This is a genomic window from Nocardia sp. NPDC005998, assembly GCF_040614395.1.
Taxonomy (GTDB): domain Bacteria; phylum Actinomycetota; class Actinomycetes; order Mycobacteriales; family Mycobacteriaceae; genus Nocardia.
Genome location: NZ_JBEXUI010000003.1, coordinates 73,861 through 95,313 on the forward strand (window position 1 = coordinate 73,861; position 21,453 = coordinate 95,313).

The window sequence follows — 21,453 nt, forward strand, 5'->3', positions numbered from 1 at the left end:
AAGCCCCACTTCCGGTGAATCGGATTCGGCGGCGCCAATGGGGAAATACAGTAGAACGCACGGTGACCAGCAGCGGAAGGGCACGGCTATGACCATGATGTCCATGCTCGGCGAGGTACGACCCGAACATGATCGGGCGATCGCCCCAGAGCTCGTGCTCCTACACTTTCTCCGATCCTTCCGGATGCCCGTGCTCGACGTATGGTCCGCCTGCACCGAACGCCGTCAACTCCACCGCTGGTTCGGCGCGGTATCCGGCGGCAACGGCAATCTGACCATCGAACCGACCGACGGTCCGGTCCCCGGTCCCATCGCGATCCGCGTCGACGACTGCCGCGCACCGCACGATCTGGTCATCCACATCGACGGCGGCATTCTCGAACTGCATATGACCCAGGTCGGCGTCATTACCAACGTCGAACTGATCCGCCGCCACGTCAGCCCGACCGACGCGTGTTCGGTCGGCCCCCGCTGGCAATACCTCCTGGACCGCCTCACCGCCTACCTCGAGCGTCGCCCCCTGCCGTCCTGGGCCGACTACCCCGAACTCACCAACGAATACCGCTGACCCGGCGGCTGCGCTCGAGTTTCGGACGGGCGGAGTTACGCCCGTCGGTACTGGTAACGGCTACGCGACGACGTCCGCGGAGTTCGGAACCAGATCGCGCAGGTGGTCGAGGATCAGCGTATTCACCTCATCGGTGCGTTCCAGTTGAACGAGATGTCCCGCGTCCGCGATCTTGGTGACGGCGCGCAGATCGGTGACATTGGCGCGCAGGGTGGCAAGCGGATCTCGGCCGCTGAAGCCCTCCATATCCGGATCCCGGTCGCCGTAGAGGAAATAGGTGGGGACGGTGACCCGGGCGTCGGCGAATTCGGCGGTCAGATCCCAGTTCCGATCGAGGGCGCGGTACCAGTTGAGGCCGCCGGTAAAGCCCGTGTGTTCGAAATCCTGTGCCAGAGTGTCGAATTCGTCGATCGAGAGCCAGCGCCACGGCAGCAGCGGCGCTTCGGGGAGGACGTCGAGGTAGCCGGTCCCTTCGGCGGGGAAGCGCCAGGTGTCGAGGTAGTGATAGTCAGCGCTGAGGGAAAAGTAGACGCGCGCCAGGAATTCCCTGGTGCGGCCGCCGAGTTCGGCATCGGCGACACCGGGCCGCTGGAAATAGTCGAGGTGCAGGAAGTGGCGTTCGGCGGCCTTGGCCCACAGCTGCGATGGCGCGCGGGGCGGGCGCGGGGCGTACGGATTATTGAGCACGATGACGCCGCTGACCCGTTCCGGTGCGCGCAGTGCCAGCTCCCACACCAGGGCCGCCCCGAAGTCGAGGCCGACGAAAACCGCCTGTTCGGCTCCGATGTCATCGAGCAGGCCGAGCAGATCGCCGATCACGGCCCGGTTGGTGTAGTCCTCGATATCGGCGGGCACCGCCGTGCGCCCATACCCGCGCAAATCGGGTGCGATGGCCCGGTAACCCGCAGCGGCGACGGCCTCGAGCTGGCGATGCCACATGAACCAGGTATGCGGGAAGCCGTGACAGAAGATCACCGGATGCCCCTCGCCCTGTTCGGCGACGTGCATGCGGATGCCGCCACCCGTCACGAACCGATGAATCAAGTCCACAACGACCTCCAAAACCTAGAACGTGTTCTTGTTTCACGGTAGTGTCCCAGGATCGTGGACGGAATACCTCAGGTTCTCCGCGACAAGGTCGCGGTGGTGACCGGCGCGAGCCGCGGCATCGGCAAGGGCATCGCGCTGGAATTGGGCGCAGCGGGCGCGACGGTGTACGTCACCGGGCGCTCGGCCACCCCCGGACGCCTGCCGGGGACCGTGCACGCGACGGCCGCGGAGATCGACGCGCTCGGCGGCACGGGCATTCCGGTCGTCTGCGATCACCGCGACGACGATGCGGTCGAGCGCCTGTTCGAGCGCATCCGCACCGAGCACGGCCGACTGGATGTGCTGGTGAACAATGTCTACAACTCCCCCGCCGCCGCACGCTGGCTCGGCAAACCGTTCTGGGAGGTGCCGCCGGAGGCCTGGGACGAAACCTTCGATGTCGGCGTCCGATCGCATTACGTGGCAAGCTTTTTCGCGGCTCCTCTGCTGATCGAATCGGCAGGACTTATCGCCAACATCTCGTCCCCGGGCGCGGAGCGCTATATGCACAACGCGGTGTACGGCGTCGCGAAAGCCGCATTGGACCGCCTCACCTCGGATATGGCCGATGATCTCGCCGACACCAACGTCACGGTGGTATCGCTATGGCCCGGCATCGTCGATACCGAACTGCTGCAACTGGTTCCGCGCAATGCGGACGGCCGTCGCGTCGTCACCCTCCCCGGCGAGGGCACCTACGACCTCGACGCCGCCGAATCCCCGCGCTTTCCCGGCCGCGCCGTGGTAGCACTTGCTGCCGACCCGGATCGCCGTGATCGCTCCGGATCGGCTTGGCGCATAGCGGATCTCGCCGACGACTACGGTTTCACCGACGTCGACGGGCGGATCCCGCGCAGCGACTGACACCGCTCACGCGACGCTGAGGAAGCGCTGCACCGAGCGCAATGGCGTCGGCTTCACCCGCCAGGTCAGATAGATATGCGAGCGCGGGGCATCCACAATGTCGACATAGACCACACCTGGATGCGGTGCACGGGTGCGCGCCAGCACGGGCACGATCCCGATACCGCGTTCGGCCGCGACGAGTTCGATCCACTCGTCGAAATTCGTGCAGGTGATGACGGTCCGGTTCGGATCGGGCGGATCCCAGGATTCGGCGTTGGTGGTGCCGGAGACGGTATTGGCCACCAACGGATAGTGCGCAAGTTCGGCCCAGCGCACCTCGCCGGCATGCGCCAGCGGCGAGTGCACCGAAACCGCCAATACCCGCTGCTCGGAACCGATTTCGCGGGATTCGAGGTGATGTGGCAGCCAGATATCGTTGCGGTGGATGGCGATATCGATCGACCGGTCGTCCAGTGCTGCCATCGGATCCTCCACCCGCCGCAGCGAAATACGGCCCCCGAGGGCCTCGTATCGGGTGCGGGTCGCAGCGAACCAGGCATCGGGCAGCAGCCAGGAGAACCCGACCTCGATCGTGGCGCGCCTGCGCAGATCCGCCTGGACGGAGTCGATATCACCGATGATTCGCCTGCTGTGCTCGAGCAGCTCCTGTCCTTCTTCCGTCAGCTCGAAGCGCCGGGAGGTCCGTTCGATCAACCGGCATTCGACGAGGCGCTCCAATTGCTGGATGGTTCGGGTCAGCGCAGGCTGGCTGAGGTGCATCCGGGCGGCGGCGCGGGTGTAGTTCGTTTCCTCACAGAGTGCGAGGTACGCCCGCAGGTGCCGCAGCTCGATATCCATGCGTCGAGCGTATACATCGTGCACAGAAAGCATTTCACAGCCTTGCCACCGGACCATACCGTCGGAGGTTGTGACCGGATCAGCTCTGCTCGACACCCCGCGCCGCACCCTCGGACCAGCGCTTGCCGCCGGTGCGGGCCTCGCCGCTGCCGTCGGTGTCGGCCGCTTCGCCTACACGCCGCTGCTGCCCGCGATGGTGGATGCGCACCGTATCAATGCCCATGACGGCGCGCTCATTGCCGCCGCCAACTACGCGGGCTATCTCGCGGGCGCGGTACTGCTCGCGCGGCGACCGAAACTCAACAGCCGCAGCTCTTTTCGCGTCGCGGCCGGAGCACTGGTGGTCAGTGAGGCGTTGGTCGTGCTGCCAGGTCCCACCCTGATTCCCGCGCTGCTGCGGCTGATCGCGGGCGTGGCCAGCGCGGTGATATTCGTCGGCTGTGCGGGTGCGATCGCGCGGCTCGGCGGGCATGGGGCGGGCATCGCCTTCGGTGGGGTCGGTTTCGGAATCGCTCTCACCGGATTGCTGGTGCTGGCGACGCGGCCGGTGCTGTCGTGGCAGGGCCTGTGGCTCGGCGCCGCCGGACTGACCGCCGTACTGCTGCTCCCCGCATTCCGACTCGATATCCACCGCATTCGCACCGCCGAGGTGGTCGGCACCGATCGCTCGAGCACGGCCTGGCGGGCGCTGCTCATCGCCTATTCCCTCGAGGGCGTCGGCTATATCGTGATCGGCACATTCCTAGTGGCCGCAGTCGGCACACACAGTGCGGCCCTGGGCTCGGCAATATGGGTGATCGTCGGGGTGGCCGCCGCACCGGCAGTGCTCTGGGGCTTGGTCGCGCGCCGCTGGTCCCCGGCGGCCGCATTCGTCCTCGCACTACTCGCGCAGTGCGCGGCGGCGGCACTGCTCGCTGGATCGACGACCACCTGGCCCGCGATTATCGCGGCGGCGCTGTTCGGTGGCACGTTCATGGGTATCACGATGGTGGCGATCCGGCTCGGCACCGAACTGACCGGCCACCGGGCCGCGGCCACGCTCACCGCGGGCTACGGCGCGGGGCAGATGCTGGGTCCCCTGGTGGTCGCGCCGGTAATCGGCGACGGTTATGCGCTGGCGTTCGGGATCGCGACCGCCGTGCTGGTCGCGGCGACGGTTGCGGCCGTCATCGTGTGCTCGCGGTTGGCGCGAAACGATATCGCGCGGCAACTCAAGCGAACTTGATCTCCAGGCCGATACCGAGGATGGCGATGAGCCAGATCAGGCCGGTGAAGATGGTGATGCGGTCGAGGTTCTTCTCGACGACGGTCGAACCCGACAGGCTGGACTGCACGCCGCCACCAAACAAGCTGGACAGACCTCCACCCTTGGCGCGGTGCAGCAGCACCAGCAGCACCAGCAGCACGCTGGTGATGATCAGGAGGATATCCAGGAACATCCGCATGCCGGACAGTCTATGGGTGTGCATCCGTACCTGCATAATCACCCCGGGTGGAGACGACCTACGAGGTGTCCACCGCGACGAGGTGCGTGGTGGTGTCCTGGCCGATCATGAATTCCGCGACGGCGCGTTCCCGCAGTTGATCTTGGGCGGTGAGCCGCACCTGATGCTGGTGCATATGCTCGGACCAGGAGCGCACCACGAAGGCCTCCACATAGCGGTCGACCACGCCGACATCGCGATACAACCGCCATTCCATCGCACCGGTGCGCTGCATGGACCGTCCGACGAACACCATGGCGGCCAGGTATTCCTCGACCTTTTGCGGCGGCACGTCGTAGGTGCGCAGCACCAGTACCGGACCGTCCTCGGGATCCGGTTCGACGACGAGCTGCGGTTCGGGCCAGAAGGCGGTCGGGCTCAGGTCCAGTTCCTCCGCGTTGTGCCGAATCGGCAGCCAGACCGAGCTCACCGCGGATCCGGCCAACAGCACCGCGGCGGCGAGCAGCGCGGCCACCGGTCCCACCGCGCCCGCGACCAGACCCCACATCAGCGAGCCGAGCGCTTGGCCGCCCATGAACACCAACATGTAGACCGACAGCCCCCGCGCCCGCACCCACGCGGGCAGCAGCAGCTGCATGGTCGAATTCATCGTCGACATCGCGAGCAGCCACGCGAATCCGGCTCCGACCAGCAGCACCAGCACCACCGGCACGCTGCGCAGCACCGCGGCACCCACCGAGGCCGTGCCGAACAGGATCGCGGCCGCGGTCAACCGCTGGGTGGGTGTCAGCAGTGCACGGACCCGCGCCAAACCGAGGGCACCCGTCACCGCGCCGAGTCCGAGCGCACCGAGCAGCAGACCGTAGCCCGATGAGGAAAGCCCGAGTTCATCGCGGGCGATCACCGGAAGCAGCGCCCACACCGCGCTCGCCGGAGCGATAAACAGAATCGAACGCAGCAGCACCCGGCGGATCGCGGGCGCGGCCCGAATGAACCGGGTGCCTGCCTGCAATGCCGCCAGCGGCCGCTCACTGGGCAGCTTCCGTTCCTTCGTCGGCCTGCGCCAGCTGAGCAGTACCGTGACGATGCCGACGAACGACACCGCATTCAGCGCGAATACCAGGGTCGGCCCTGACAGCGAGACCAGCACACCCGCGATCGCGGGTCCGACCGCACGTCCGATATTGATATTCAAACTGCCCAGCGCCGCTGCGGACGGAATCTGCTCGCGCGCAACGAGTTCCGGTTGAATCGCCTGCCACGCCGGAGCGGTGAGCGCCTGCCCACAGCCGAGCAGGAACAGCAAGGTCAACAGCACACCGGGAGTGGTATGCCCGGTCGCCGTGGACACCGCGAGCACCGCGGCCAGCACCGCCATCGCCGACTGCGCCCCGAGCAACAACCTGCGCCGATCCAGCAGATCTGCGAGCACCCCCGAGGGAATCGACAGCAGCATCACCGGCAAAGTCGTCGCCGTCTGCACAAATGCCACCAACGTCGCGGCATTCGGCGCATCGACCAGAATCCACTGCGCCCCAACCGTCTGCATCCAGGTCCCGAGATTCGACACCAACTGCGCCGTCCACAACGCCCGATAGATCCGCGACCGCAACGGCGCCCAGGTAGATAGCGGAGCAGTGGCATCAGCGGTGGTCACGCGGCCGAGCATAATAGCGGCGACTCATCGCAGCTCACCATCGCTGAACCCATCCGTCCCGCCCGCACACTGCTGAGCAGGCCCGCGACCGATTCGATCATCAAGATCGAAAAGCACGTCGGGCAGGGTGAATTGAGCATGACTGCCAGCGGTAGCCGGAGACGGACGGCCGCTGACAATGTGCCGCATGCCACACGGTGTGATTCGCATCATCGACGCGTTGGCACTGGCTTCGGGGCCTGCGGGGCCACGGTGGCGTCGATATCGCTAAGCCTTGGCGCGTAGGAATTCAGCGTAGACGCGGAGCATGTCTTCGATCAGGGTCGGCAGGATGGGGCGAGGTCGGGGCGGTGCCGATTTTGATGCGGCCCTGCCAGTGCGGCGGGCCGCATCACCGGCACCGTGATCAGCGGCCGGGAGTGAGGTTGGTCTGGCCGCCGGGGGTTAGGTTGTTCTGGCCGCCCGGGGTGAGGTTGGTCTGGCCGCCGGGGGTCAGATTGGTCTGCGGGCCGCACACCAGGTTGGGCCAGGAGCAGGTCGGCAGGGTGGGGTCCTGAGCGGCCTGGGCCACGCCGGCGGTCACCAAGCCCACGCCCAGCAGGGCGGGTGCCGCGGCGATCGCCAGGGCGCGAGCGAACCGGTGGGTGCGGCGGGTCGAGCGCTGGTTGGTGGTCATGTGAGTGTCCTCCTTCATGTTCGTGTGGCGGGGCGGTCCCGCTGTCGTGGTGACGCTGTCCAGCCTCATCGACGCCGGACTGCGCCGAAAGGACACCCAGGGTGCACGGCAATGCACCCCTGAAGTGGTTCGATCCCACCAAGGTGGCCTCGATTCCGGTCACCCAACGGTTGGAAACCGCCGACAACCCGCGACAGCTGATTCGATGCGGGCGTGCAACTCGAGGCCGATCTCGCGCAGAGCCTGGGTGCGGGTGGAGGATTGGACATCGCACAGGAAGCAAAGTGCGATATCGAGTGAATCTTCCTGGGCGCCAAGATGTTCCATGAGTAGGCGGAAACCCCGCTAGTTGGCAGGAGAAGCCCTCCTCGGCGGTCCGGACGATCAGATCCAGTCTGCTGTCGAACTGCCGGATCGCGCCGACGGAAAGCCCTGCGCGACCGGAGATTTCCTGCACCGTGGCCCGTGATAGCCCTTGTCGCCTCGACAAGTTTCGCCACGGTGGCGGCAAGGCTCTTGCTGTTTGCTGCGCGGTGTTGCGGGTCATGGCCGACCATCCGGCCGGTCCGGCCGAGCCCGACTTCGTCCGGGTCGGCCCGCGGATCTGTCAGCCCGCGCTCGCGAGCGCCACACGGGGTTAACCGGTTCGAACAGGTCCGGTGGGTCTCGGGTTAACCAGTTTCCACAGGCAGCCGCCGTACCATCGGCTACATGTCGGCTACAACGGTGCGCGTCGGAATCTTCCTGGCCATCGCGGCGGGTCTGCTGGCCGGTTGCTCGAACGACAACAGGGGTGAACACAAACCAGCGGCCACGCCGATGGGCCACACCTTCGTCTCGATCGGAGTCGAAGGTCAGCAGATACCGGGCGGCGGACCGATGACGCTCACCTTCGCCGATGGCAAGATCACGGCCAATTCGGGCTGCAATACCGCCACCGGCACCGTCGACCTGGCCGAGGGCATTCTGCACGTCGGCGCCCTCGCCAGCACCCTCATGGCCTGTCCGGATGAGAACGGCCAAGCCGATAGCTGGCAGGACAACGTACTGACCTCGCTGCCGAAATGGCGACTCGATGAGTCGACACTGACGCTGACCGGGAAGGACACCACCGTCACCTTGCTGGACAAGAAGGTCGCGCAGCCCGATCAGCCGCTCATCGGCACCACCTGGATCGTCAGCGCGCTGATGACGCCCGACGCCCAGATCCGGTCACAGACCCTGGACGAGGTGAAACCGACACTCACCATCGCACCCGACGGCGCGGTGTCCGGCAGCGCCGGATGCAACCGCATCACCGGACACGCCACGCCGTCGCCCGCCGCCGATGGGCCGGATGTCACCTTCCAGATCGGCACCACCAAGACAATGTGCGCCCCGGAGATCATGGAGGTCGAGCAGGCCGTACTGAAGGCCCTCGACGGCAAGACAACGGCCACGATCGACGCGGACATCCTGATCCTGCGCAATACCAATGGCTTCGGCCTGACACTGCGCGCGGCATAACCGTGGCCGAGCACCGAAACAATTCCCGCACACCGGGTTTCCGCCGTCCGGTCGGCCGCACCTGGCAGGTCGAACTCGGCCCGTGGCCGGACCTCCCGTCGGCCCATATCGAGAAGCTGCCTGCGCCACCGTCATCGGTAACGCTCATCCGCTACGCCGAGCTCTATAGCGCCGCCGGACTCATCCGCCGTGACGAAACCGGCCGCTGGGATGCGGACGCTATCCTGGAAGTACTCGCCGAACGAGACGAATTCCTGCACACCACATTCTCTTTGGGCTATATCGACCCCGATGGCGCGCTCCTGGCCGAATGCTCGGTCGGCATCTCCGATACCACGGCCAGGCTGTACGTCGTGCACGCCACCGAGCAGCCCGCCGACCTGGCTCACCTGCTCCGCGGCACCCTGTACCGACTACATGTGTACTACCCCGACGTGCAGACCGCCGAAGTAACGATGGACCCGCGCGACGAACCGTTCGAACTGGCACTCACCGCCACCGGTTTCACGGTGCGCAACCACACCGCCTGATCCCGAATGCCGGTGCCCGGCAAGCAATGACGTCGTCTACTTCCGCATCAGGATCACCCGATCCGCTCGGTCTCCCGGGCGGCGCGAAGTAGATCGCCGTGGTCGCCCGATCGGCTGACTCCAGCTCGATCACCGACCGCATCGGAATCGTCTTTCCGACGAACTGCGGACCCAGCACACCCAGACCCGTGAACTCCCCCATCATCACGATATCGGCAGCACCGCCGCTGGCCTTGGCGCGCTTATAGGTCATCATCATCGGCGTCATGCCGTCCACCTTCGTAGCGGTTGTCGGTACCCGGTGCTGGCACGGCTCGCCCCGAGCAGGAAGTGCCGACCGACGACCGAATGCAAATCAGCCCGGCACCACGCGATCGGGCGTGGTGCCGGGCTGATTCGAGTGTTCGCCCGTCAGGGCAGCGGACCACCCGCGGCAATAGCGGACAGCGTCGCGAATTCCTCGCCCTTGAGCGACGCACCGCCGACCAGCGCACCATCGATATCGGTCTGCGCGACCAACTCGCCGACGTTCTTGGCATTCACCGAACCGCCGTAGAGCACCCGCACACCCGCCGCGACCTCCGGCGAGGCCAATTGGGCGAGCTCCGCGCGAATCGCGCCGCAGACCTCCTGCGCATCGGCCGGGGTGGCGACCTTACCGGTGCCGATGGCCCAGACCGGCTCGTAGGCGATGACGATCTTCGAAATCTCTTCGGCCGTCAGACCTTTGAGCGAACCGCGCAACTGCTCGAGGTTGTATTCCACGTGCGTCTTCGCCTCGCGGACATTGAGCCCCTCGCCGATGCACACGATCGGGGTGATCCCGTACTTCAGCGCCTGTTTGGCCTTGGCCAGCACGGTGGGGTCGTCCTCAGAGTGGTACTGGCGCCGCTCCGAATGACCGACGACCGCAAAGGTGCAACCCAGTTTGGCCAGCATGGCACCGCTGATCTCACCGGTGTAGGCGCCCTCGTCATGGGTCGACACATCCTGCGCACCGTAGGTGACCAGCAGCTTGTCACCCTCGACGAGGGTCTGCACGCTGCGGATATCGGTGAACGGCGGGATGACCGCGACATCGACCTTCGCGAAGTACTTCTCCGGCAGCGCGAATGCGATCTTCTGCACCAGGGCGATGGCCTCGAGGTGATTGAGGTTCATCTTCCAGTTGCCCGCGATGAGCGGTTTGCGTGCCATGGTTCAGTCCTCCAATACCGCGATACCGGGCAGTTCCTTGCCCTCGAGGTATTCCAGGGAGGCACCGCCACCGGTCGAGATGTGCGAGAAGCCGTCCTCGGGCAGCCCGAGCGCGCGCACGGCCGCGGCCGAATCGCCGCCGCCGACAACGGTGAACGCACCCTTACCGGTCGCGGTCACGATCGCCTCGGCGACGCCACGGGTGCCCGCAGCGAAGTTCTCGAACTCGAATACACCCATCGGGCCGTTCCAGAACACCGTCTTGGCCTCGGTGAGCAGTGCCGCGAACCGGTCCACCGACTCCGGACCGATGTCCAGCCCCAGCCAGCCGTCCGGAATCTCGTTGGCCGGCACCACCTTCGAGTCCGCATCGGCCGCGAACTTATTCGCGACGACGATATCGCGCGGCAGGTGGATGACGTCCGCGTAGCGCTCCAGCAGCCCCTTGCAGGTCTCGATCATCTCCTCCTGGAGCAGCGAGCTGCCCACCGGCAGGCCCTGTGCGGCAAGGAAGGTGAAGCACATGCCGCCGCCGATCACCAGGGTGTCGACCTTGGGGGCCAGTGCCTCGATGACGGCCAGCTTGTCGGAGACCTTGGAACCACCGAGTACGACCGCGTACGGGCGCTGCGGGTTCTCGGTCAGCTTCGCCAGCACGTCGACCTCGGCCGCGACCAACGTGCCCCCATAATGCGGCAGCAGCTTGGCCACGTCGTACACCGAGGCCTGCTTGCGGTGCACGACACCGAAGCCGTCGGAGACGAACGCACCGTCATCACCGACCAGCTCGACCAGCGCCGCGGCCAGCTTGGCCCGCTCCGCATCGTCGGTGCTGGTCTCGCGCGCGTCGAAACGCACATTCTCGAGCAGCAGCACGTCGCCGTCGGTGAGGCCCTCCGAGCGCGAGAGCGCGTCGTAGCCAACGACGTCACCGGCCAGCTGGACATTGCGGTCCAGCAGCTCGGCCAGCTTCGCCGCGACCGGGGCGAGGGAGAACTTCGGGTCCGGCTCACCCTTGGGGCGGCCCAGATGCGCCGTGACGACCACCTTGGCACCGGCCTCGACCAGCGCCCGCAACGTGGGCACCGAGGCGATGATGCGACCCGGGTCGGTGATCTGGCCGCCCTCGTCGAGGGGAACGTTCAGGTCGGAGCGCACCAGCACGCCCCGACCCTCGACACCCTCGTTCAGCAGATCCTGGAGTGTCTTGACTGCCATGCGCGTCAGAGCGACTTGCCGACGAGGCCGATGAGGTCGGCAAGGCGGTTGGAGTAGCCCCACTCGTTGTCGTACCAGCCGACGACCTTCACCTGGTCATCGATGGTCTTGATCAGCGGCGCGTCGTAGATGCACGAGTGCGGGTCGGTGACGATGTCGCTGGAGACGATCGGGTCCACGTTGTACTTCAGGATGCCCTTCAGCGCACCTTCGGCGGCGGCGGAGTAGGCAGCGTTGATGTCGTCGATCGAGGCCGACTTGCTCAGGGTCACCGTCAGGTCGGTGACCGAGCCCGTCGGGACCGGCACGCGCAGCGCGTAGCCGTCGAGCTTGCCGTTGAGCTCCGGGAGCACCAGGCCGATGGCCTTCGCGGCGCCGGTGCCGGTGGGCACGATGTTCAGCGCGGCGGCGCGGGCGCGGCGCAGGTCGCTGTGCGGACCGTCCTGCAGGTTCTGGTCCTGGGTGTATGCGTGGATGGTCGTCATCAGACCACGCTCGATGCCGAAGCTGTCGTTGAGCACCTTCGCCAGCGGACCGAGGCAGTTGGTGGTGCAGGACGCGTTGGAGATGATGTTCTGGCTGCCGTCGTACTTATCGTCGTTGACGCCCATGACGACGGTCAGGTCCTCACCCTTGGCGGGCGCGGAGATGATGACCTTCTTGGCGCCCGCGGCGATGTGGCCCTTCGCCTTGGTCGCGTCGGTGAAGATGCCGGTGGATTCGACGACCACGTCGACGCCGAGGTCACCCCACGGCAGGGCGGACGGGCCCTCCTTGATGGCCAGCGCCTTGATCCGCTGGTCGCCGACCACGATGGTGTCGTCGCCGTCCAGGGATACCTCCTGCGGCAAGCGGCCCAGGATCGAGTCGTACTTGAGCAGAGTGGCCAGCGTCGCGTTGTCGGTGAGGTCGTTGACCGCGACGATCTCGATGTCGGTGGTGCCGAGCGCCTTCTGCGCCTCCACCGCCCGGAAGAAGTTACGTCCGATACGACCGAAGCCGTTGATGCCTACCCGGACAGTCACGTTATCGCTCCTCAGCTTTCAAGCGGATTCATTCCGATGCCACAACCACAGTAGTGCCCGACCGTAACCTCTCCGACACGCACCTGGCATTCCGCAGGACGCGGGACCTGCGCAGACAGCCGCGCTTATGGTTTCGGCGGACAAATCCGCGGTCCGTGCTCTTGTTTCGGCACACCATGGAATCCGGTCCGCACCCCGGCCACATACGCCGTAGCGGGTCCCGACACGCACCACCGCGCCGAACTTCGGAAATGTTCAGCCGGGTGGACAGCCCGACCTCCGAAAAAGCGAATCGCCGCCCCGGGGGGCGGCGATTCGGCTTACGCTTCGTCGAGCAGTTCGGCGGTGACGGCCGATTCGGTATCGGGTACCCCCAACTCCTTGGCCCGGCGGTCCGCCATCGACAGCAACCGCCGAATCCGGCCCGCCACAGCGTCTTTCGTCATCGGCGGATCGGCGAGCTGGCCCAGCTCCTCCAGCGACGCCTGGCGGTGCTGCACCCGCAGCTTGCCCGCCGCGGCCAAATGGTCGGGCACCTCGTCGCCCAGGATCTCCAGTGCGCGTTCGACTCTCGCCGCCGCAGCGACCGCGGCGCGGGCCGAACGGCGCAGATTCGCATCGTCGAAATTGGCGAGGCGATTCGCCGTGGCCCGCACCTCGCGGCGCAGCCTGCGCTCCTCCCAGACGATCCGGGTGTCCTGCGCACCCATGCGGGTCAGCAGTGCGCCGATCGCCTCGCCATCGCGCACCACGACCCGATCGGTGCCGCGCACCTCACGCGCCTTGGCCGTAATGCCGAGCCGCCGAGCCGCACCGACGAGCGCGAGCGCCGCCTCCGGACCGGGGCAGCTGACCTCGAGTGCCGATGAGCGCCCCGGTTCGGTGAGCGAGCCGTGCGCGAGAAACGCTCCGCGCCAAGCCGCTTCGGCATCGCCGATGCTGCCGCCGACCACCTGCGCCGGCAGTCCGCGCACCGGACGACCGCGCACATCGAGCAGCCCGGTCTGTCTGGCCAGCGCCTCACCCTCCTTGGACACCCGCACCACATAGCGCGAGGTCTTGCGCAGGCCGCCCGCGCCGAGCACGTGCACATCGGAACCGTAGCCGTATAACTCGAAGATCTCCCGGCGCAGTCTGCGAGCGATGGAGCCCATATCCACCTCGGCCTCGACGATCACCCGCCCGCCGACGATGTGCAGGCCGCCCGCAAACCGCAGCAGCGCAGACAGTTCCGCTTTGCGAGAACTCACCTGCGAGACCGTGAGCCTGCTCAGCTCGTCCTTCACTTCGGCTGTCATCGCCACGAGACGCGCTCCTTTCCACCCAACCCGGAACGCACATCCTGACCCATGTGCCGTCCCTCGACTCGAAGCCCTGCCATATGTGGCCGAGGTTGCCGGATCAGCTGATCCAGTGCGGCGGCAAGCTTTCCGGGGTGATGCCGGTCGGTGCCCGCTTCGGCGACATCGGAAAAGGTTACTCGTGCCCGCAATTGTTCGGCAGCCCTGGCCACATGTTCTCTTTCGCGACCCTCCGGCACGGACCCGGAATCGACCAGTACCTCGTCGACCACGAATTCCGGTGCGTGCTGGGACAATACATGTAGATGGCGCTCTGCGGAGAAACCCGCTGTTTCTCCGGGCTCAGCGGCGAGATTCAGCACCAGCACTTTGCGCGCCCTGGTATAGACCAGCGCGTCACGCAATTCGGGCACGAGCACATGCGGAATCACGCTGGTGAACCAGGAACCCGGGCCGAGCACAACGACATCGGCGTGTTCGATGGCCGAGGTTGCCTCCGGACTGGCGGGCGGATCGGACGGAATCAGCCGCACGCGCCGCACCTTACCCGGTGTGGTCGCGATGGCAACCTGGCCGCGAATGCAGCGGCTCACCCGCGGATCCGCTTCCAGCCCAGAGACATCCGCCTCGATATCCAGCGCGATGGGCGACATGGGTAGCACGCGACCGGTGATTCGCAACAGCTTGGCGACCTCGTCGAGCGCGGCGACCGGATCGCCGAGCACCTCGGTCAGACCCGCGAGGATCAGATTGCCGACCGAATGTCCGGCCAGCGCACCGGTGCCGCCGAATCGATGCTGCACAGTGCGCGTCCAGACATCGTCGCCGTCCGCGGCCAGCGCCGCCAAGGCCATGCGCAGATCACCGGGCGGCGGCACACCCAGTTCGGACCGTAGCCTGCCCGACGAACCGCCGTCGTCGGCGACGGTGACCACGGCGCATATCTTCCTGGTGAGCCGGCGCACCGCGGTGAGCGTCGCGTACAGGCCATGCCCGCCACCGAGCGCAACAATGGCGGGATCCGATTCCCACCCCGTCATTCGCGCCCCAGATCCCGATGCACGACCCGCACGACATCGGCGGGTCCGGATTCGGCGGTCTGTGATCCGATGAGTTCGCCGAGCGCTTCGGCTATCGCCACGCTGCGGTGTTTGCCTCCGGTGCAGCCCACTGCCACCGTCATGTATCGCTTCCCCTCTTGGCGGTAACCATTCGTCGTCAGGTCGACCAGGTGGTGGCAAGTGCTCAGATAATCGGCCGCGCCGGGACGCGACAATACATACTCGCTGACCACGGTCTCCTGTCCCGAATGCTCACGGAGTTCCGGTATCCAATGCGGATTGGGTAGAAAACGCACATCCAACACCATGTCCGCATCGAGCGGAACCCCGTACTTGAATCCGAACGACTGCACCGTCAGCTGCAGCGCAGTCGGCGCCCCGCCGCCATAGGCCTCCTCCAACTTGCGGTGCAGCTGGTGGATCGACAGCTCGGTGGTGTCGATGACCAGGTCGGCCGCCGTTTTCACGGCGGAAAGGCGAATCCGTTCGGCGGCGATGCCCGCCGAGAGCGTACCGTCGGCGCTCTCGCTCTGCAGCGGATGACGGCGGCGGGCGAAGCCGAAACGCCGGATCAGCACGTCATCGGAGGCTTCCAGGAACAGGATCCTGGTTGGCACCCCCGAGGATCGCAGCTGCTCGGTGACGGCCGAGAGGTCGCCGGTGAAGAAGCGACTTCGCACATCCATGACCAAGGCGAGCCGGCGGATCGGCGGATCGGCGGAGGCGCCCAGCTCGACCATCCGCCCGATCAGCTCCGGCGGCAGGTTATCGGTGACATACCAGCCGAGATCCTCGAGTACGCGGGCCGCGGTACCGCGGCCCGCGCCGGATAGGCCGGTCACGATCACCACTTCGACCTGCGGCTGGGGCGGATTGTCGTCGCCATGTTCGACAGGTGCGCCGAGGGAGCCCGCGGGGCCGGTCCGCCCAGCGGTCGACCGCGGGCTGCCCGCACTGTTGTTCGATTCGACGCGTGTCATGTCCTACCGGATCTGTGTCAGGGTGCCTGTCGATCATCCCGCACCGGTTCCGGTATCGGGCGCAGACACACAACGTAGGTGTCTTATTCCTCCCGCAACGCGGCCAAAACGGCCTTCGCGGTGGCCACACCGATGCCGGGCACCTCGGTGATCTGCTCGACCGTGGCCTCCTTCAGTTTGGCCACCGACCCGAAGTGGGTGACCAGCGCGGTCCGGCGGGACTCGCCGAGACCGCGCACCGAGTCCAGTGCGGACGCGGTCATCCTTCGGGAGCGTTTGCTGCGGTGGAAGGTGATGGCGAAGCGATGCGCCTCGTCGCGCACCCGTTGCAATAGATATAGCGCCTCACTATTGCGAGGCATGATCACCGGATCGCTCTCCCCCGGCACCCACACCTCCTCGAGTCGTTTGGCCAGGCCGATCACCGCGACATCGGTGATGCCGAGTTCGTCGAGGACCTCCGCGGCGGCCGCGACCTGGGGTGCGCCGCCGTCGACCACATAGAGATTGGGCGGGTAGGCGAATTTCCGCGGCCGGCCGGTGCGTGGGTCGATACCGGGCCGCGAGGTGAGTTCGAGGTCGTCGCCGGATTCATCGGCGGGTCCGCCTTCCGCACCGGATATCGGCTCCTCGGCCGCCAGCTCGTCCCGTTCACGACGTAGCCGATAGAACCGTCGCCTGGTCACCTCCGCGATGCTGCCGACATCGTCGGAGCGGCCGTCGCCCGCGGCCTCCTTGATGGTGTAGTGGCGATACTCGGACTTGCGCGGCAGGCCGTCCTCGAACACCACCAGCGAGGCCACTACATCGGTGCCCTGCACGTGGCTGATATCCACACATTCGATTCGTAGCGGTGCACTGTCCAGATCGAGGGCATCTTGAATGTCTTGCAGCGCAGCAGATCTCGATGTCAGATCGCCAGCCCGCTTGAGCTTGTGCTGGGCCAGCGCCTCCATCGCGTTGCGCTGCACGGTTTCGGCGAGTGCCTTCTTGTCACCGCGCTGCGGTACTCGCAGCCGCACCGCCGACCCGCGCAGTTTGCTCAGCCACTCCTGAACCTGTTCGGCGTCGGCAGGCAGTTCCGGTACCAGCACCTCGCGCGGCACCACCGTGGCCGGTTGCTCGTCCCCGCCCTGTTCGGCCTGTGCCACCTGCTCGCCGTAGAACTGGGTGAGGAACTGCTCGACCAGCGCGGCGACCTCGCCACCGGCCGCATGGCCATCGATGGCATCGCCGGATTTGTCGACCACCCAGCCGCGCTGGCCGCGTACCCGGCCGTCGCGGACATGGAAGACCTGCACCGCCACCTCCAACTCGTCGATGGCGAAGGCGATCACATCGGCGTCGGTGCCGGTCCCGAGCACCACGGCCTGCTTCTCCAGTGCCCGCCGCAGCGCCTGGACATCGTCGCGCAGGCGGGCGGCGGTCTCGAAATCCAACTCCTCGGCGGCATCGTGCATCCGCCGCTCCAGGTCGCGCACCATGCGATCGGTACGCCCGGCCAGGAAGTCGCAGAAGTCCTCGACGATCCGCCGATGCTCATCGGCGTCGACCCGCCCGATGCACGGGGCCGAGCATTTGTCGATATAGCCGAGCAGGCACGGACGGCCGATCTGGTTGTGCCGCTTGAAGACTCCATTGGAACAGGTGCGCGCGGGGAATACCCGCAACAGCAGATCAAGGGTCTCCCGAATGGCCCAGGCGTGCGCGTAGGGCCCGAAGTAGCGCACCCCTTTCTTGCGCGCGCCGCGATAGACGAACAGGCGCGGGTACTCCTCGTTCAAGGTGACCGCGAGCACCGGATACGACTTGTCGTCGCGATAGCGCACATTGAATCGCGGATCGAACTCCTTGATCCAGTTGTATTCCAACTGAAGGGCTTCCACCTCGGTGGAGACCACGGTCCACTCGACACTCGCCGCCGTCGTGACCATCTGCCTGGTCCGCGGATGCAGCGAAGCCACATCGGCGAAGTACGAATTCAGCCTGCTCCGCAGGCTCTTCGCCTTGCCGACATAGATCACACGCCCGTGTGCGTCCCGGAATTTGTAGACACCGGGTTCAACGGGGATCGTGCCCGGCTTCGGCCGGTAGGTCGCGGGATCTGCCACGAATCCAAGCCTATCGACCGCCCCCGACACGTCCGCACGGGTGCGCCGGTCGCGGTGGCTCGGCTCAGGAGAAGCGGCGCGCACTGGCGATGATGGCGTCGCATAGCGCCAGCTGCGGTGGTGATGGGCGGGTGTGACGGCGCATCAGCACGAATTCGAGTTCGCCGAGCTCCGGCAGACGGTGCGCGGGCAGGACGACGAGGCCGTCCGGGAGCAGCGTTTCGGCGTGCACGATGACGCCGAGACCGGCCAGGACGGCGGCGCGCAGGCCGAGTTGGCTATCGCTGGTGCAGGTCACCCGCCAGGTGCGGGCGTCGCGTTCGAGGGCCTGCAGCGCGACGCGGCGGGTGAGGCTGGGCGGCGGATAGGTGACCAGCGGTACCGGATCATCGAATTCGATTGCGGCCGAACGGCCCGCCCAGACCAGGCGGTCGCGCCAGAGCAGTTCGCCGTGGCGTTCACCCGGCAGCCGCTTACCGACGACGAGGTCGAGTTCGCCGGTCTCCATCCGGGTTTTGAGGTTTTCGCTCAAGCCGACAGTGAGCTCCAGATCGATGCCGGGATGGGTGCGCTGGAATTCGAACAGTACGTCGGGCAGCTCACGGGCCATTACGTCATCGGAGGCGCCGAGGCGGATCAGGCCGGTCAGGGTCGAGTCGGAGAAGTAACGCTCGGCCTGGCCCTGGGCGTCGAGGATGGTGCGGGCGAAGCCGACCATGGCCGCGCCGTCGGCGGTCAGCGCGAGGTTGCGGGTGTCGCGGCGGAGCAGTTCGCGCCCGGCCGCCTTCTCCAAGCGGGCGATATGACCGCTGACGGTGGACTGACGCACGCCGAGGATGCGACCGGCCGCGGTGAAACCACCCGCGCGTTCGACGGCAAGAAAGGTCCGCAGCAACTCAGGTTCGAACACACCGCTAATTATCACCGATTGCGTTTACAGATATCGAACCCAACGCCTATCGCGATCAGTCACCAGCGCCATACCGTCGACAGGTGAGGTTCTTCGCCAAACTACGTATCGACGCGTTCATGCTCGGCATTCTGGTCAGCGTGGCAGTGGCGGCACTATTGCCTGCGCGCGGCGCCGCGGCCGATGCGCTCGACTGGATCACCAAGATCGCGATCGGCCTGCTCTTCTTCCTCTACGGCGCTCGGCTCGCACCCCGCGAGGCGCTGGCCGGGTTGCAGCATTGGCGTCTGCATTCGGCGGTGCTGGCCGCGACCTACCTGATCTTCCCGCTGATCGGTCTGGCACTGCGACTCCTGGCGCCGTCGGTACTGACCGATGACCTCTACACCGGCGTGCTGTTCCTCTGCCTGGTGCCCTCGACCGTGCAATCATCGATCGCCTTCACCTCGATTGCCCGCGGCAATGTAGCCGGTGCGGTGGTCAGCGCGTCACTGTCGAATCTGATCGGTATCTTCGCGACGCCGCTGCTGGTGATGCTGCTGATGGACACCACCGGCAATGCCACCGTCTCCCTCGCCGCAATTCTCGCGATCGTGGTGCAGCTGCTGCTGCCGTTCCTAGCCGGTCAGCTGCTGCGGTCCAGGATGGTAGGGCTGCTGCGACATGCCGCGCTGACCAGGACGGTCGATCGCGGTTCGGTGTATCTCGTCGTCTATGCCGCCTTCAGCGCGGGGATGGTCGAACATATCTGGAGCGGCATTTCGCCGCGGGCACTGCTGGCGACTGTCGCGGTGTGCGCTGGCATCCTCACCGCCGTTCTGACGATGACCACTTTCGCCGGCCGCTTCCTCGGCTTCTCCCGTCCCGACCAGATCGTCATCGTGTTCTGCGGTTCGAAGAAGAGCCTGGCCACCGGCCTGCCCATGGCCTCGGTCCTGTTCGCAGGACATCCCGTCGGCCTGATCGTGTTGCCGCTCATGGTCTTCCACCAGATCCAGCTATTGACCTGCACGGTTCTCGCGCAGCGCTACGCTCGATCCGACAATGCATCCTCCGATGTCGCGACAGTCGAGCCATCCGCACAGCCGGTCTGATTCGATATGTTCAGCGCTCGGCGGCGGTGACCCGAATGTCGAACCAGGCCTTGGCTTCCGGCTGCCACAGCTGATGGACGATCGTCACCGACGCACCCAGCGTGAAGAGTACAACGACCACCCCCGCCAGATCCGGGACCGCCTCGACATGCACCCGCAGCACCGCGACGGCCTGTAGCACTGCCAGCCCGATCGCGACCCGACGCGCCAGCGGCCCACGACCGAACCAGCACACGGTGAGGGCGAGCAGCCAGCTGCAACCGAATTGCAGGGCTGCGGATCCGGCCGCCTCGTCCGTGCCGATCAGGCCCATGACGACCGAATAGGCGAGGCCGAAGCCCGCGAGTCCCGACGCCGCCTCCCTGGCCTCCCGAACCGCTTCGGGCAGCACGATCGGTCGCGCGGTTGGCACGGTCGAAGATTCGAAATACGCCTCAGCATCCATGGCCACTCCCGTCGAGCCTGCACACCCGCGATGTGTTGGGCCTCACAGCAAGCTAATTCAGCGCGGGGACATCGACATTCAGGACACAGAGAGTGTGTCACAGGTCACAGAGCAACTGCTAGGTTAGTTCGAACTGCCGCAGCACATCGAGCAGCCCTTCGGCACGATCCGCCGTCGGCACGGGATCTACCAGCGCAAAAGCGCAGCCCGCGGCCACGGCACCACCATCGGCTTCGGCGCTGTCACCGACCATGAGCGCCGACTCCGGGCGCACGCCGAGCTGATCCAGCGCGGCCAGGAAGATTCGTGGATCCGGTTTCACCGCGCCGACCTCGAACGACAGCGTATGCGCCGCGACGAGTCGATCCCAGCCGTTGGCGGCGAACGCCGGCCGGATATCGAAGGCGATATTGCTCACCACGGCGACCGGAATATCTTGTGCCGCCAAAGTTTTGAGAACGGCACCGGTGTCGGGATACGGCGTCCAGGACAGCGGGTCCAGCAGCCGGTCATAGAAGCGCTCGATCAGCGCAGGCGTCGGCACCCCGGCTTGCCGCAGCACCTCGAAGTAGGCCTTGCGATGCATCGCTGGATCCAGATCCCGCCGCTCCCACGCGATCCGGCCCGCGGCGTCGAACCGTGCGCCATCACCGCCCGGCCTGGTAATCCGTTCGAGGATGGTGACTTGGTCCAGGGGCTCGCCGTCGAGTCCGACCATGCCGGCCCAGGTCTCATCGGGCTCCAGCCGGAACAGCGTGCCGGAGAAGTCGAACAGCACCGCCTCGATCGCCACTCGATCCAGCGTACCGGCCGTGATCATCGGCGGGACTTCGCTCGAGCGAACACCCCTGCGGAGAATACTTGTCCGCGAGGCATTTTCGACGCCTGTGCATCCGGCTTACCACTGGTGGGAGCCGACAGCGCCGGAATTCCCGC

22 protein-coding genes are annotated in these 21,453 nt (G+C 66.3%); 6 read left to right on the forward strand and 16 right to left on the reverse strand.

Going from position 1 to position 21,453, the window contains the following annotated elements:
- Positions 1-88: 88 nt before the first annotated feature.
- A complete protein-coding gene (locus tag ABZ293_RS06755; protein ID WP_355178019.1) occupies positions 89-568 on the forward strand; it encodes a hypothetical protein in 480 nt (159 codons plus the stop codon).
- A gap of 60 nt (positions 569-628) precedes the next feature.
- Here ABZ293_RS06755 and ABZ293_RS06760 read toward each other — a convergent pair whose 3' ends face one another.
- A complete protein-coding gene (locus ABZ293_RS06760; RefSeq protein WP_355178021.1) occupies positions 629-1,618 on the reverse strand; it encodes an alpha/beta hydrolase in 990 nt (329 codons plus the stop codon).
- 54 nt (positions 1,619-1,672) lie between these two features.
- Between ABZ293_RS06760 and ABZ293_RS06765 the strand changes: the two genes are divergently transcribed.
- Positions 1,673-2,521, forward strand: a complete 849-nt coding sequence (locus ABZ293_RS06765; protein ID WP_355178023.1) for an SDR family NAD(P)-dependent oxidoreductase — start codon at positions 1,673-1,675, stop codon at positions 2,519-2,521.
- Positions 2,522-2,527: 6 nt separating this feature from the next.
- Here the strand turns inward: ABZ293_RS06765 and ABZ293_RS06770 are convergent, their stop codons facing one another.
- Complete coding sequence (locus ABZ293_RS06770; protein WP_355178025.1) at positions 2,528-3,361, reverse strand: LysR family transcriptional regulator; 834 nt, start codon at positions 3,359-3,361, stop codon at positions 2,528-2,530.
- Between the two features lie 70 nt (positions 3,362-3,431).
- Between ABZ293_RS06770 and ABZ293_RS06775 the strand changes: the two genes are divergently transcribed.
- The gene (locus ABZ293_RS06775) at positions 3,432-4,586 is read left to right on the forward strand and encodes a YbfB/YjiJ family MFS transporter (protein ID WP_355178027.1); all 1,155 of its coding nucleotides are present in this window, start codon (positions 3,432-3,434) and stop codon (positions 4,584-4,586) included.
- Here ABZ293_RS06775 and secG read toward each other — a convergent pair.
- From secG to ABZ293_RS06790, 3 genes are all read right to left on the reverse strand, one after another.
- Positions 4,573-4,806, reverse strand: coding sequence for a preprotein translocase subunit SecG (secG, locus tag ABZ293_RS06780; protein ID WP_062991810.1), 234 nt, complete (start codon positions 4,804-4,806; stop codon positions 4,573-4,575). The two genes, ABZ293_RS06775 and secG, sit on opposite strands and share 14 nt — an antisense overlap.
- A gap of 58 nt (positions 4,807-4,864) precedes the next feature.
- Positions 4,865-6,475, reverse strand: a complete 1,611-nt coding sequence (locus tag ABZ293_RS06785) for an MFS transporter (RefSeq protein ID WP_355178029.1) — start codon at positions 6,473-6,475, stop codon at positions 4,865-4,867.
- Between the two features lie 394 nt (positions 6,476-6,869).
- Positions 6,870-7,157 (reverse strand): hypothetical protein, encoded by a 288-nt coding sequence (locus tag ABZ293_RS06790; RefSeq protein ID WP_355178031.1) that lies wholly within the window; start codon positions 7,155-7,157, stop codon positions 6,870-6,872.
- Positions 7,158-7,850: 693 nt separating this feature from the next.
- Here ABZ293_RS06790 and ABZ293_RS06795 point away from each other — a divergent pair.
- Both ABZ293_RS06795 and ABZ293_RS06800 read left to right on the forward strand, forming a co-directional pair.
- On the forward strand, positions 7,851-8,645 hold the full coding sequence (locus tag ABZ293_RS06795; RefSeq protein WP_355178033.1) for an META domain-containing protein: 795 nt from the start codon (positions 7,851-7,853) through the stop codon (positions 8,643-8,645).
- A 2-nt stretch (positions 8,646-8,647) separates the two neighbouring features.
- A complete protein-coding gene (locus tag ABZ293_RS06800) occupies positions 8,648-9,175 on the forward strand; it encodes a hypothetical protein (RefSeq protein ID WP_355178035.1) in 528 nt (175 codons plus the stop codon).
- Here the strand turns inward: ABZ293_RS06800 and ABZ293_RS06805 are convergent.
- The 9 genes from ABZ293_RS06805 to ABZ293_RS06845 form a co-directional block, all read right to left on the reverse strand.
- Positions 9,150-9,443, reverse strand: coding sequence for a hypothetical protein (locus ABZ293_RS06805; protein WP_355178037.1), 294 nt, complete (start codon positions 9,441-9,443; stop codon positions 9,150-9,152). The genes ABZ293_RS06800 and ABZ293_RS06805 overlap by 26 nt on opposite strands.
- Positions 9,444-9,586: 143 nt before the next feature.
- Complete coding sequence (tpiA, locus tag ABZ293_RS06810) at positions 9,587-10,372, reverse strand: triose-phosphate isomerase (protein ID WP_355178039.1); 786 nt, start codon at positions 10,370-10,372, stop codon at positions 9,587-9,589.
- A gap of 3 nt (positions 10,373-10,375) precedes the next feature.
- The gene (locus ABZ293_RS06815) at positions 10,376-11,590 is read right to left on the reverse strand and encodes a phosphoglycerate kinase (RefSeq protein ID WP_355178041.1); all 1,215 of its coding nucleotides are present in this window, start codon (positions 11,588-11,590) and stop codon (positions 10,376-10,378) included.
- Positions 11,591-11,595: 5 nt separating this feature from the next.
- Positions 11,596-12,615, reverse strand: a complete 1,020-nt coding sequence (gene gap, locus ABZ293_RS06820; RefSeq protein WP_355178043.1) for a type I glyceraldehyde-3-phosphate dehydrogenase — start codon at positions 12,613-12,615, stop codon at positions 11,596-11,598.
- Between the two features lie 320 nt (positions 12,616-12,935).
- Entirely contained in the window at positions 12,936-13,919 is a 984-nt protein-coding gene (gene whiA / locus ABZ293_RS06825; RefSeq protein ID WP_040692075.1) for a DNA-binding protein WhiA, read from the reverse strand.
- A complete protein-coding gene (yvcK, locus tag ABZ293_RS06830) occupies positions 13,910-14,956 on the reverse strand; it encodes a uridine diphosphate-N-acetylglucosamine-binding protein YvcK (protein ID WP_354960198.1) in 1,047 nt (348 codons plus the stop codon). The genes whiA and yvcK overlap by 10 nt, the downstream gene beginning before the upstream one ends.
- Positions 14,953-15,957: an RNase adapter RapZ gene (gene rapZ / locus ABZ293_RS06835; RefSeq protein WP_355178045.1), complete on the reverse strand. Its 1,005-nt coding sequence runs from the start codon at positions 15,955-15,957 to the stop codon at positions 14,953-14,955. Before rapZ ends, yvcK begins: the two co-directional genes overlap by 4 nt.
- Before the next feature lie 83 nt (positions 15,958-16,040).
- Positions 16,041-18,068, reverse strand: coding sequence for an excinuclease ABC subunit UvrC (uvrC, locus tag ABZ293_RS06840; protein ID WP_355178047.1), 2,028 nt, complete (start codon positions 18,066-18,068; stop codon positions 16,041-16,043).
- A gap of 64 nt (positions 18,069-18,132) precedes the next feature.
- Positions 18,133-18,987, reverse strand: a complete 855-nt coding sequence (locus ABZ293_RS06845) for a LysR family transcriptional regulator (RefSeq protein ID WP_355178518.1) — start codon at positions 18,985-18,987, stop codon at positions 18,133-18,135.
- A 74-nt stretch (positions 18,988-19,061) separates the two neighbouring features.
- On the opposite strand from ABZ293_RS06845, the gene ABZ293_RS06850 reads away from it, so the two are divergent.
- Positions 19,062-20,072: a bile acid:sodium symporter family protein gene (locus ABZ293_RS06850; RefSeq protein WP_355178049.1), complete on the forward strand. Its 1,011-nt coding sequence runs from the start codon at positions 19,062-19,064 to the stop codon at positions 20,070-20,072.
- Positions 20,073-20,082: 10 nt separating this feature from the next.
- Here the strand turns inward: ABZ293_RS06850 and ABZ293_RS06855 are convergent, their stop codons facing one another.
- Both ABZ293_RS06855 and ABZ293_RS06860 read right to left on the reverse strand, forming a co-directional pair.
- The gene (locus ABZ293_RS06855; RefSeq protein WP_355178051.1) at positions 20,083-20,484 is read right to left on the reverse strand and encodes a hypothetical protein; all 402 of its coding nucleotides are present in this window, start codon (positions 20,482-20,484) and stop codon (positions 20,083-20,085) included.
- 151 nt (positions 20,485-20,635) lie between these two features.
- Positions 20,636-21,337: an HAD-IA family hydrolase gene (locus ABZ293_RS06860; protein WP_355178053.1), complete on the reverse strand. Its 702-nt coding sequence runs from the start codon at positions 21,335-21,337 to the stop codon at positions 20,636-20,638.
- Between the last annotated feature and the right edge of the window lie 116 nt (positions 21,338-21,453).

Excerpts from the sequence above, each read along its gene's own strand:
- ABZ293_RS06785 (WP_355178029.1), bottom strand. The coding sequence starts at position 6,475 with ATGCTCGGCCGCGTGACCACCGCTGATGCCACTGCTCCGCTATCTACC.
- ABZ293_RS06755 (WP_355178019.1), top strand. The coding sequence starts at position 89 with ATGACCATGATGTCCATGCTCGGCGAGGTACGACCCGAACATGATCGG.
- rapZ (WP_355178045.1), bottom strand. The coding sequence starts at position 15,957 with ATGACACGCGTCGAATCGAACAACAGTGCGGGCAGCCCGCGGTCGACC.
- ABZ293_RS06805 (WP_355178037.1), bottom strand. The coding sequence starts at position 9,443 with ATGACGCCGATGATGATGACCTATAAGCGCGCCAAGGCCAGCGGCGGT.
- ABZ293_RS06770 (WP_355178025.1), bottom strand. The coding sequence starts at position 3,361 with ATGGATATCGAGCTGCGGCACCTGCGGGCGTACCTCGCACTCTGTGAG.
- secG (WP_062991810.1), bottom strand. The coding sequence starts at position 4,806 with ATGCGGATGTTCCTGGATATCCTCCTGATCATCACCAGCGTGCTGCTG.
- yvcK (WP_354960198.1), bottom strand. The coding sequence starts at position 14,956 with ATGACGGGGTGGGAATCGGATCCCGCCATTGTTGCGCTCGGTGGCGGG.
- ABZ293_RS06790 (WP_355178031.1), bottom strand. The coding sequence starts at position 7,157 with ATGAAGGAGGACACTCACATGACCACCAACCAGCGCTCGACCCGCCGC.
- ABZ293_RS06860 (WP_355178053.1), bottom strand. The coding sequence starts at position 21,337 with ATGATCACGGCCGGTACGCTGGATCGAGTGGCGATCGAGGCGGTGCTG.
- ABZ293_RS06815 (WP_355178041.1), bottom strand. The coding sequence starts at position 11,590 with ATGGCAGTCAAGACACTCCAGGATCTGCTGAACGAGGGTGTCGAGGGT.
- ABZ293_RS06795 (WP_355178033.1), top strand. The coding sequence starts at position 7,851 with ATGTCGGCTACAACGGTGCGCGTCGGAATCTTCCTGGCCATCGCGGCG.
- tpiA (WP_355178039.1), bottom strand. The coding sequence starts at position 10,372 with ATGGCACGCAAACCGCTCATCGCGGGCAACTGGAAGATGAACCTCAAT.